Source organism: Brachybacterium vulturis (assembly GCF_043641765.1).
GTDB classification, from domain to species: Bacteria; Actinomycetota; Actinomycetes; order Actinomycetales; family Dermabacteraceae; genus Brachybacterium; species Brachybacterium vulturis_A.
The window spans coordinates 84,927-96,569 of the sequence record NZ_JBHZRO010000002.1 but is presented as its reverse complement, the minus strand read 5'-3'; the positions used below and the strand labels follow the sequence as shown (position 1 = coordinate 96,569).

Below are 11,643 nucleotides of genomic sequence, written 5' to 3'. Positions count from 1 at the left end.
AGGGTGGGGCTCAGTACTCGACGGGGGCGGTGCGCTTGCGGATCATCGTGACCTCGTCCCGCTGGTTCCCGGTCGGGCCGTAGTAGTTGAAGGCGAAGGACAGCTGCGCGTATCCGCCGATCAGGTGCGAGGGCTTGATCATGATCCTCGTCAGGGAGTTCGTGATCCCGCCCCGCTTCCCGTCCCGCTCCGTCAGCGGCACGTTCACCGTGCGCTCCTGCCCGTGGTGCATGAAGGCCGTGCCCGGGGGCATCCGGTGGGAGACCACGGCGCGGGCCGAGACCACGCCGTTGCGGTTGGTGACCTCGACCCAGTCGTTGTCGGTGATGCCGACGGCCTCGGCGTCCTGCACGCTCATCCAGATGTTCTGCCCACCACGGGACAGGTTCATCATGAAGAAGTTCTCCTGATACATCGAGTGGATCGCCCACTTGTTGTGCGGGGTCAGGTAGCGCACCGAGATCGAGGTGCCATCGCTCTCCCCGATCGACTTCTCGCCGAACAGGGCGGTCATGTCGAGCGGCGGTCGGAAGACGGGCAGCGCCTCCCCCATCTCCAGCATCCAGTCGTGGTCGAGGTAGTAGTGCTGGCGCCCGGTGAGCGTGTGCCAGGGCTTCTTGCGCTCGACGTTGATGGTGAACGGGCTGTACCGGCGCCCTCCGCTCTCGGAGCCGGACCATTCCGGACTGGTGATCACCGGGACCGGCGCCGCCTTGGTGTCGGCGAAGTGGATCCGTTTGCCCTCGTGCTCGGCGGCGAGATCGTGCATGTGCGTGCCGGTGCGCTTCTCCAGGGTCTTGAAGCCCTCGGTCGCCATGCGTCCGTTGGTGGTGCCCGACAGGCTCAGGATGAACTCACAGGCGTGCAGATCGGTGACCAGCTTGGGACGTCCCGCGGCGGGCCCGGTGCGGTGGACGCCGTTGAGGTGCCCGAGCTCCTCGACGAACTCCGTGACGTCGTAGGTCAGCCCCTTGGTGGTCATGCCCTTCTCCTCCAGGAGGGGGCCGACCGAGGTGTACTTCGCATGGATCTGGGTATAGTCCCGTTCGACCTCCACCAGGGCGGGCATGGTCAGGCCCGGGACCGCCTCGCACTCGCCCTTCTTCCAGTCCCGCACCCGGCCGTGCGGGGTGGCCATCGCCCCGGGGCTGTCGTGCTGCAGGGGGGAGGCGACGACGTCCTTGCGAGTGCCCAGATGCGTCTCGGCGAGCTGGCTGAAGCGCTCTGCGATCGTCGACCAGGTCTCCCAGTCCGTGCGCGACTCCCAGGGATTGGAGATCGCCGGGTTGAAGGAGTGCACGAAGGGGTGCATGTCGGTGGTGGAGAGGTCGTGCTTCTCGTACCAGGTCGCGGCCGGCAGCACCACGTCGGAGTGCAGGGTGTGGCTGGTCATGCGGAAATCGAGGGTGAGCATCAGATCGACCTTGCCGATCGGGGCGTCCTCCCGCCAGCGCACGTCCTGGGGCCGGAGGTGCTCGGGGGTCTCCTCGCCGGTGGCGGAGCTGTCCACACCCAGCAGGTGGCGGAAGAAGTACTGATCTCCCTTGGCGGAGGAGCCGAGGGTGTTCGCGCGCCAGATCGACCAGATCTTCGGGTGGTTCTCCGGGGCGTCCGGGTCCTCGGCGGCGAAGTTGATGCCACCGTTCTTGAGCTGGTCGACCAGGTACGGGATCGTCTCCTGTCCCGCGGCCGCGGCGCGGTCGGCGACCTCCAGCGAGCTGATGTCGAACTGCGGGTAGAAGGGCTGCCAGCCCAGCCGCTGCGAGAGCGCGATGGCGTCGGCGGTGGTCATGTCCGCGAAGGCGCCGGCCCCGGTGGTCGCGGCCAGGGTGTCCGCGCCGAAGCGGTCGTAGCGCCACTGGTCGGAATGCATGTACCAGTAGGTGGTCTGGGTCATCTGCCGGGGCGGGCGCGACCAGTCCAGGGCGTTGGCCAGATGCGACCAGCCGGTGATCGGCCGCACCTTCTCCTGCCCGACGTAGTGGGCCCAGCCGCCGCCGTTGACCCCCTGGGTGCCGCACAGGTTGGTGAGCGTGAGGAAGGAGCGGTAGATGGTGTCGGAGTGGAACCAGTGGTTCGTGCCGGCGCCCATGATGATCATCGACCGCCCGCCGGAATCGATCGCGTTCTGCGCGAACTCGCGGGCGATGCGCGCCACTGCCTGGCCGGGCACGCCGGTGATGGCCTCCTGCCACGCCGGGGTGTAGAGGGCCTCGGCGTCGTCGAGGCCCGTGGCCCACTGGCCGGGGAGCCCCTCGCGGCCCACGCCGTACTCGGCCAGCAGCAGGTCGAAAACGGTGGTGACCAGGCGCCCGTCGATCGTGCGCACCGGCACTCCGCGCGGCACGTCCCCGCGGCCGCCCTGGCCGACGGTGTCGAAGCGGGGCAGCAGCACCTCGGCCACGTCCTCGTGATGGCCCAGCAGCGACAGCGCCGGGTCGAGATCGCCGAGCTCCAGGTTCCAGCGCCCCTCGCCATCGGCGGAGAAGCGGTGCCCGAGAGTGCCGTTGGGGGTGGCGATGCGGCCGCGCCCGCGGTCGAAGAGCATCGGCTTGAAGTCCGCATGCTCGGTGGTGGCCTCGGCGGTGCGGTGCTCTCCCGCTTCGCTCGCGACCAGGAACTTGCCCGGCAGCAGCGCGCCGTCCTCACGGCGCTCGAGCTGGACCAGGAACGGAAGGTCGGTGTACTGCGTCGAGTAGGACTCGAAGTACGGGACCTGCTGGTCCACGTAGAACTCGCGCAGGATCGTGTGGCCCATGCCCATGGCGAGCGCCGCATCGGTGCCGGGGTGCGGTGCGAGCCATTCGTCGGCGAACTTCACCGATTCCGCGTAGTCGGGGGCGACCGAGATGACCTTCTGGCCGCGATAGCGGGCCTCCGTCATCCAGTGCGCATCCGGGGTACGGGTCAGGGGCACGTTCGAGCCCCACATGATGAGGTAGGCCGCGTCCCACCAGTCGCCGGACTCCGGCACGTCGGTCTGGTCGCCGAAGACCTGCGGGGAGGCCGGGGGCAGGTCGGCGTACCAGTCGTAGAAGGACTGCATGGGGCTGCCGATGAGCTGGTGGAAGCGGGCTCCGGAGGAGAAGGAGACCTGGCTCATCGCGGGGATCGGGGAGAATCCGGTGGCCCGGTCCGGCCCGTACTCCTTGACGGTGTGGACATAGGCGGCGGCCACCATCTCCACGGCCTCGTCCCAGGAGGCGCGCACCAGGCCGCCCTTGCCCCGGGCCTGCTTGTACCGCATGGCCTTGACCGGATCGGAGACGATCGCCTTCCATGCCTCGACCGGATCATGGCCGGGGGCCTTCGCCTTCTCCTCGCGGTACAGGCGCAGCAGCTCGGAGCGCACATAGGGGTAGCGCACGCGGGTGGGTGAGTAGGTGTACCAGGAGAAGGAGGCGCCGCGGGGGCAGCCGCGCGGCTCGTACTCGGGCTTGTCCGGGCCCACGGAGGGATAGTCGGTCTCCTGGGACTCCCAGGTGATGACCCCGTCCTTGACGTAGACCTTCCAGGAGCAGGAGCCGGTGCAGTTGACCCCGTGGGTGGAGCGCACCACCTTGTCGTGGCTCCAGCGCTCACGGTAGAAGGAGTCACCGCTGCGCCCGCCCACCTTGTGGGTCTCGCGGTTGTCCTCGCTGATCTTCTCCGAGCGGGAGAACATCCTGCGCGCGCCGATCAGGGCGTCGAACAGCGGGGAGTCGATCCCGGGAGCGCGCTGCTCGGCGGGGTCCTGCGGCGACTGTCGGTCCTGGATGGTCATGAGTGCTCCTCCTGGGGGCGAGGGTGCGTGTCAGCGGTGGCAGAACGGGGCGGGGCAGGTCGGGCTACGGCGCCGTGGAGGTGCCGGCACGCGCTCCACGGGCGATGAACAGGGTGACGACCACGGCACCGAACGTCGCCACCAGCAGCAGGGCGATGCCGGGTGCGTAGGTGCCGCTCTCGGCATGGATCGCGGCCATCACCAGCGGCGGCACGAAGCCGCCGAGCCCGCCGGCGGCGCCGACGAACCCGGTGACGGAGCCGACGACGGCCGGGTCGGAGGTCTGGGCGACCAGCGCGAAGACCGCGCCGGAGCCGAGGCCCAGGCCCGCGGCCATCACGATGAAGGCGCTGGTGCCGATCGGCATCAGGTCTGGCTGGAAGGTCAGGGCGAGGGCGGCCAGCCCGACGGCGACATAGGAGACCAGCAGGGTGTTCGCAGCCCCGAGCCGGTCCGCGAGGGTGCCTCCGAACGGGCGCATGATCACGGCGACGATCACGAAGCCGGCCATCCGGAAGGAGGCGTCGGCGGCATCGAGCCCGTACCAGTTCTGCAGCATCGTGGGCAGGAAGACGGAGAAGGCGACGTAGCCGCCGAAGGACAGGGCGTACAGGTAGCACGCCTGCCAGGTCACCTTGAGCTTCATCACGGCGACGGACTGCTCGATGATGTTCTTGCGCGAGGGCTTCCAGGTGGGGGCATCGCGCATGAACAGCCAGCCCACCACGGCGTAGGCGATCAGGGCGAGCGCCGTGAGCACGAACGGCGCGGCGTCGCCGATCGAGCTCAGCAGCGGGACGGTGGTGAAGGCGCTGATCGCGGTGCCCCCCATGCCCACGCCGTAGAGGCCGGTGGCCATGCCGCGCTTGGCGGGCGGGAACCAGGAATTCACATACGGGACACCGATCGCGAAGGTGGTGCCGGCGATGCCGAGGAAGAATCCTCCCAGGAGAAGGGTCGAGTACGTGTACTGACCGACGAATCCGAGGAAGAGCACCGGAACGACGGTGAGCAGGGAGACCAGCGGGAACATGAGATGCCCGCCGAAGCGGTCGCTCAGGGCGCCCATCACGATGCGGCCCAGGGAGCCCACCAGCACCGGGATCGCGACGATCAGCGAGGCGTCCACGGCCAGCCCGCGCTCGACGTAGACGGGGCCGAGCGGACTCAGCAGCGCCCAGGCCCAGAAGTTCACGCCGAAGCCGATCGTGACCAGGAAAAGTGCCCTCCATGCACCGGGCGGGACCGTGGTGGACTGTGCAGAGGCGACTGCAGGGGACGTGGTCATCGATGGTTCTCCACGTTCGGGGGCGAGTACGCGAGCCGAGGACTGTCCGACGGCGCAGCGCGGGAGCATCCCGCACCCCCCAAGGGTCCTCGACCGGTGACCCCATCCTAGGGGACTTCGGTCCCGGAATTCATGTATTCAGAAGAATCCGGTCGGCCCCGCACGGAAACGTCTGCAGCGGGGCCCGGGAATCCTCGCGAAAAGGAATTCAGCAATGGTGGCGTTTCGATATTCCGCCGCGCGACCGCCTCATTCGGTGGTGTCGAGCTCCAGGTCCACCATCAGCTCGGCGGCGATCGTCTCGAGGGCCTCGCGGACCCCGTCCTCGTCCGCATCGGCCGGCAGGCGCACCTCGGCCTCGGCCTCGAACAGCATGCCTCCGCCCTCGGGGGCCTCCCGGGTCCAGCTGCGCAGAGCGTCGATCGTGGCTCCCTGGGAACGCAGTGCCGAGGACACCTCCCGGACCATCCCGGTGCGATCCTGGCCCAGCAGGTGCAGGTGCAGGTGCAGCGCGCTGTGCGGCGCGACCTCGACGTCGACGGAGTCGCCGGCGACGGTGGCCTCGACGTCCAGCCCGACCTCGTCGGCCAGGGCGGGCAGCGCCTGCAGGAACGACTGCGCGCGCTCATCGGGCAGATCGACCCGCACGATCCCGGCGAACTTGCCGGCGAGCAGGGCGAGCTGGCTGTCGACCCAGTTCCCTCCGTGCTCGTCGACGGCGGCGGCCAGGGCGGCGACGAGGCCCGGGCGGTCGTCTCCGATGGCGGTGAGCACGTAAGCGGTGGTCGGCGCGTGAGTCGTCATGCTCTCAGGGTAGCCTCCAGGGTCATCGGGGACCACGGATACCGGTGCTCAGACCCCGGATTTGAACAGGCCGTAGGTGTAGGCGTCGTAGATCGCCTCCCAGGAGGCTTCGATGACGTTCGGCCCCACTCCCACCGTCTGGAACTCGAGGCCCCGCCCGGAGGTGCGCACGAGCACCCGGGTGGTGGCGTCCGTGCCGTGATGGGCGTCCAGGATCCGCACCTTGAAATCGCGCAGCTCGAACTCGTCGACCTCGGGATGACGCTCGCGCAGTGCCTCGCGGAGGGCGCGATCCAGGGCGTTGACCGGACCGTTGCCCTCGGCGATCGCCACCTTGCGCTCGTGGGGACCGTCCCCGTCGGCGAGGAGCTTGACCGTCGCCTCGGACTCGAGGGTGCCGTCCCGGCCCAGCTGCGAGATGGCCCGCCATGACTCCACCGTCGAATAGCTCGGGACCCGCCCGAGCTGGTCGAGCAGGAGCAGCTCGAAGGAGGCATCGGCCGCTTCGTACGAGTAGCCGACCGCTTCGCGCTGCTTGACCGCGGCCGCCAGGCGCGAGAGCAGCTCGGGCTCACCGGCCAGGTCGAAGCCCAGCTCCCGGCCCTTGAGCTCGATGGAGGCCCGTCCGGCCATGTCGGAGATGATCATCCGCATGTCATTGCCGACCAGCTGCGGATCGGTGTGCTGGTACAGATCCGGATCCACCCGGATGGCGCTGGCGTGCAGACCGGCCTTGTGGGCGAAGGCGCTCGCCCCGACGTACGGGGCGCGCGGGGTCACCGGCATGTTCACGATCTCGCCGAGGGCGTGGGCGATCCGGGTGGCCTCGGCGAGGGTCTCGGCGGGGAGCAGGTCCATGTCCATCTTCAGCTGGAGGTTCGCCATCAGGGTGATGAGGTCCGCATTGCCGGTGCGCTCCCCGTAGCCGTTGACGCAGCCCTGGACGTGGGTGATCCCGGAACGCACCGCGGCCAGCGCATTGGCCACCGCGCAGCCGGTGTCGTTGTGGGTGTGCGCACCGAGGCGGGCCTCTCCCGCTCCGGCCGCCTCCAGGCGCCCGCGCAGCGTCGCGATGATCTCGGTGACCTGATGCGGGAGCATCCCGCCGTTGGTGTCGCACAGCACCAGCACCCCGGCCCCCGCTTCCTGCGCGGCCACCAGCACGGCGGTGGTGTAGTCGGCATCGTGGAGGAAACCGTCGAAGAAGTGCTCGGCATCGACGAACACCTCATGCCCGCGCCCCACCAGATGCGCCACGGTGTCCCGCACCATGGCCAGGTTCTCCTCGGCGGTGGTGCGCAGCGCGCCGGTGACGTGGCGCAGATCGGACTTCGCGACCAGGGTGATCGTCGGGGCACCGGAGTCCACGAGCGCAGCGACCTGCGGATCCTCCGCGACGGGGACCCCGGCCTTGCGGGTCGCGCCGAAGGCCGCGAGCCGGGCGTGGCGGAGTTCGAGCTCCCCTGCCGCGCGGGCGAAGAACTCGGTGTCGCGCGGGACCGCACCGGGCCAGCCCCCCTCGATGTAGGTCACGCCGAGATCGTCGAGGTGACGGGCGACGGCGAGCTTGTCCGCCACCGAGAGCGTGAGCCCTTCCTGCTGGGAGCCGTCGCGCAGGGTGGTGTCGTAGAGGTGGAATCCAGAGATCGGGGCGGTCGGCACGGACGAGTTCGTCATCGGATCAGACCAGCCTGGTCAGCCAGCCGTGACGGTCCGGGATCCGGCCGTACTGGATGTCGGTGAGCTCGGTGCGCAGAGCGAGAGTGACCTCGCCGGAGCCGCCTTCGCCCACCGTCCAGGAACCGCCCCGGGCGCGCAGCTCGCCGATGGGGTTGATGACCGCGGCGGTGCCGGCGGCGAACATCTCGGTGATCTCTCCGCGGTCGATCTGTCCCAGCAGCTCGCTCATCACCTGCTGCTGCTCGACCACCTCGAGGCCGCGGTCTGAGGCCAGGCGGAGGATCGACTCGCGGGTGACCCCCTCGAGGATCGACCCGGTCAGCGCGGGGGTGAGCAGGCGACCGTCGGCGGTGACCGCGAAGACGTTCATGCCCGAGAGCTCATCGATGCTGGAGTGCGTCTCGGAGTCCAGGAACATGACCTCGTCGGCCCCGTTCTCGGCGGCCTCCCGCTTCGCCAGCAGGGAGGAGGCGTAGTTGCCGCCGCACTTGGCGGCGCCGGTGCCCCCGGCCCCGGCTCGCGCATACTCGTCGGAGATCCACACCACCAGCGGCTGCACCCCGCGCGGGAAGTAGGGGCCGGCGGGTGAGGCGATCACGTAGTAGTCCACGCAGTGGGAGGCTCGCACCCCGAGGAACTCCTCGCTGGCGAACATGAAGGGGCGCAGGTACAGCGACTCCTCGCTGGTGGCTTCGGGCACCCACGGCTCGTCCGCCGCGGTGATCGCCGTGAGGGAGCTCAGGAAGTCCCGGGCCGGCAGCTCGGGAAGTGCGAGGCGATGCGCGGAGCGCTGCATGCGCTCGGCGTTGCGCTCGGGACGGAAGGTCCACACGGAGCCGTCGGCGTGGCGGAAGGCCTTCAGGCCCTCGAAGATCTCCTGGCCGTAGTGCAGGACCGCTGCCGCGGGCGAGAGCTGCACGGGACCGAAGGGCACGACCTCCGCCCCGTCCCAGCCGTCCTCGAGGGTCCACCGGGCATGGACCATGAAGTCGGTGTAGTACTGGCCGAAGCCGGGCTCGGCGAGGATCCGGGCGCGCTCGTCGTCGCCGACACGGCGGGTGGTGCTGGTCTGGGTGAAGTCGAGCGCGCTCACGGGGATCTCCTCGAATCGGGGGCAGGGTCAGTCTGACAGGACCGGGCGTTCAGCGTCCGGCGATCGCGGCCACCAGGGCCTCACCGATCTGGGTGGTGCCGCGGGAGGCGAGATCCGCGGATCCGGCACGGGCGGCGAGGTCGTTCTCGACCGCCGCGCGGACCGCCGCCGCCGGCTCGACGTGACCCAGGTGGTCCAGCAGCAGCGCCACCGAGAGCACGGTGGCGGTGGGATCGGCGAGGTTCCTCCCGGCGATGTCCGGCGCCGAGCCGTGGACCGGTTCGAACATCGAGGGGAAGGCACCGGTGGGGTTGATGTTGCCGCTCGCGGCCAGACCGATGCCGCCGCCCACGGCGCCGGCGAGGTCGGTGACGATGTCGCCGAAGAGGTTGTCGGTGACGATCACGTCGAAGCGGGCGGGATCCTGGACCAGATAGATCATCATCGCGTCGACGTGGGCGTAGTCCACCTCGACGCGCGGATGCTCGGCGCCGACCTGCTCGACGATGCGGCGGTAGAGATGGCCGGCGTGGACCAGCACGTTGTGCTTGTGGACCAGGGTGAGCTTCTGGCGGCGGCGCTCGGCCTGCTCGAAGGCGAAGCGGACCACCCGTTCGACGCCGACGGCCGTGTTCAGGGAGACCTCGGTGGCGACCTCGAGCTCGGTGCCGGTGCGCAGCGAGCCGCCGTTGCCGACGTAGGGGCCCTCCGTGCCCTCACGGACCACGACGAAGTCCATCTCGCCCGGGTTCGCCAGCGGCGAGGCGACGCCCGGGTACAGCCGGGTGGGGCGCAGGTTCACGAAGTGGTCGAAGGCGAAGCGGAGCTTCAGCAGCAGCCCGCGCTCGAGCACCCCCGAGGGCACGCCCGGATCGCCGACCGCGCCCAGCAGGATCGCGTCGTGCTCGGCCAGGGCCGACATGTCCTCGTCGGTGAGCGTCTCCCCGGTGCGGTGCCAGCGGCCCGCACCGAGGTCGAAGTCGGTGGTCTCGACGGTGACGCCGATCGGCTCGAGTGCGGCGCGCAGAGCGCGCAGACCCTGCGGCACGACCTCCTGGCCGATCCCGTCGCCCTCGATGACGGCCAGGCGCAGAGTGCTCGACTCGGCAGCGTTCGGAGCGACAGCGCTGGGGGTGGTGGTGCTCATGGGGTTCTCTCCTCGACGAGGTGCAGGACGGGGATCAGTAGACGAGGTCGACGGCGTGGATGGACCGCGCGTCGATGGTGGCGCCGAGCTCCTCGGCGAACTCACGGTCGACGGACTCGTCGAGGTCCAGGACGACCAGCGCCTCGGCACCGCGGGCGCTGCCTGCGCGGGAGACCTGCATGCCGGCGATGTTGATCCCGGCGTCGCCGAGACGCATCCCGTAGGTGCCGATCAGGCCGGGACCGTCCTCATAGCGGATGATCAGCAGGTGGTCGCTCAGCGGCACGTCCAGCGCATGCCCGAGGACCTCGATGAGCTTGTGCTCCTGGTCGACCCCGCTGAGGGTGCCGGAGACCGTGACGACCTCGCCGTTGCGCAGCGTGCCGCGCAGGCTGACGACATTGCGGAAGCGCTCGGAGGTCTCGTCGGTGACCAGCTGCACCGTGATGCCGCGCTCTTCGGCGAGCACGGGCGCGTTGACGTAGCTGACCTGCTCGGTGACCACCGAGCGGAACACGCCGCGCAGCGCGGAGAGCTTGAGGGCGGTGACGTCGCGGGAGGCGATCTCGCCGTGCACCTCGATGTCCAGCAGCTCGGGCGACTCCCCCGCGATCACCGTGAACAGCTGACCGAGCCGATCCGCGAGGGCCACACCGGGACGCACCTCGTCGTCGATGGCGCCGCCGGCGACGTTGACGGCATCGGGCACCAGCTCACCGGCCAGGGCCAGTCGCACGGACTTCGCGACCGCCACGCCGGCCTTCTCCTGCGCCTCCGCGGTGGAGGCGCCCAGGTGCGGGGTGAGGGTGACGCTGTCGAGGTCGAGCAGTCGCTTCGCGGTCTCGGAGGCGGCCGGCGGCTCGGAGGAGTACACGTCCAGCGCGGCGCCCGCGATGCGGTCGCTGCTGAGCGCCTCGAACAGCGCCTCCTCGTCGATCAGCCCGCCGCGGGCGGCGTTGACCACATGGAGGGACGGCTTGGCGAGCGCGAGCTGCTCGGCGCCGATCAGGCCGGTGGTCTCGGGGGTCTTGGGCATGTGCACCGTGACCACATCGGACTCGCGCATCAGCTCATCGAGCTCGACCACGCGGGCGCCCAGCTCGGCGGCCCTGGCATGGTTGACGTACGGGTCGTAGGCCAGGAGGTTCACGCCGAAGGCTCGCAGCCGCTCAGCGACCAGCTGGCCGATGCGTCCGAAGCCCACCACGCCCACGGTCTTGCCCAGCAGCTCGACCCCGGCGAGCTGCTTGCGCTGCCACTTCCCGGCCTTCACCGAGGCGTCGGCGCGACCGAGGTTGCGCAGCGAGGCGAGGATCAGGGCGACCGCGAGCTCGGCGGCGGAGGTGATGTTCGAGGTCGGGGCGTTGATGACCATGACGCCCGCGGTGGTGGCGGCGGGAACGTCCACGTTGTCCAGACCGACCCCGGCGCGGGCGACGACCTTGAGCTGCGGGGCGGCGGCGTAGACCTCGGCATCGACCCGGGTCGCGGAGCGGACCAGGAGCGCATCGGCGTCCCTCACCGCCTCCAGCAGCGCGGCGCGGTCGGTGCCGTCCACGTTCCTGACCTCGATCTCGGACCCCAGGACCTCGACGGTCGCGGGTGACAGCTCTTCGGCGATGAGCACGACGGGACGCGTCACGGGAACTCCTCCGGTAAGGATGGTTGTCGTCGCACGCATCCTCGGGAGCGACGGGTACCGGTACAGCGTAAACCGCTGTCCGCCATGCGGTCATCCCAGTCAGGATGCGAGACGCACGGCGGCGGGGGGCCCCCCGCCCGGGGGCCCCCCCCCCCGGGGGGGGGGGGGGGGGGGGGGGGGGGGGGGCCCGCGCCGGGATCCGGGGGGGAGGCCGGGGGGGGCCCCG

7 protein-coding genes are annotated in these 11,643 nt (G+C 70.2%); all 7 read right to left on the bottom strand.

From position 1 onward, the window contains the following. Positions 1–10: 10 nt before the first annotated feature. The 7 genes from ACHUEU_RS01870 to serA all read right to left on the bottom strand — a co-directional run bounded on the left by ACHUEU_RS01870 (position 11) and on the right by serA (position 11,417). Entirely contained in the window at positions 11–3,763 is a 3,753-nt protein-coding gene (locus ACHUEU_RS01870; RefSeq protein WP_394214185.1) for a nitrate reductase subunit alpha, read from the bottom strand. Positions 3,764–3,827: 64 nt separating this feature from the next. Beyond that, entirely contained in the window at positions 3,828–5,051 is a 1,224-nt protein-coding gene (locus tag ACHUEU_RS01865) for an MFS transporter (protein ID WP_394214184.1), read from the bottom strand. Between the two features lie 249 nt (positions 5,052–5,300). Next, entirely contained in the window at positions 5,301–5,855 is a 555-nt protein-coding gene (locus ACHUEU_RS01860; RefSeq protein WP_394214182.1) for a glycine cleavage system transcriptional repressor, read from the bottom strand. A 48-nt stretch (positions 5,856–5,903) separates the two neighbouring features. Beyond that, a complete protein-coding gene (gene cimA, locus ACHUEU_RS01855) occupies positions 5,904–7,532 on the bottom strand; it encodes a citramalate synthase (RefSeq protein WP_394214181.1) in 1,629 nt (542 codons plus the stop codon). A 4-nt stretch (positions 7,533–7,536) separates the two neighbouring features. Beyond that, positions 7,537–8,628 carry a branched-chain amino acid aminotransferase gene (locus ACHUEU_RS01850; RefSeq protein WP_394214180.1) on the bottom strand — a complete coding sequence of 364 codons (1,092 nt, stop codon included), beginning with the start codon at positions 8,626–8,628 and terminating at the stop codon, positions 7,537–7,539. A gap of 49 nt (positions 8,629–8,677) precedes the next feature. Next, positions 8,678–9,775 carry a 3-isopropylmalate dehydrogenase gene (locus ACHUEU_RS01845; protein ID WP_394214179.1) on the bottom strand — a complete coding sequence of 366 codons (1,098 nt, stop codon included), beginning with the start codon at positions 9,773–9,775 and terminating at the stop codon, positions 8,678–8,680. Positions 9,776–9,809: 34 nt separating this feature from the next. Further along, on the bottom strand, positions 9,810–11,417 hold the full coding sequence (serA, locus tag ACHUEU_RS01840; protein ID WP_394214178.1) for a phosphoglycerate dehydrogenase: 1,608 nt from the start codon (positions 11,415–11,417) through the stop codon (positions 9,810–9,812). Between the last annotated feature and the right edge of the window lie 226 nt (positions 11,418–11,643).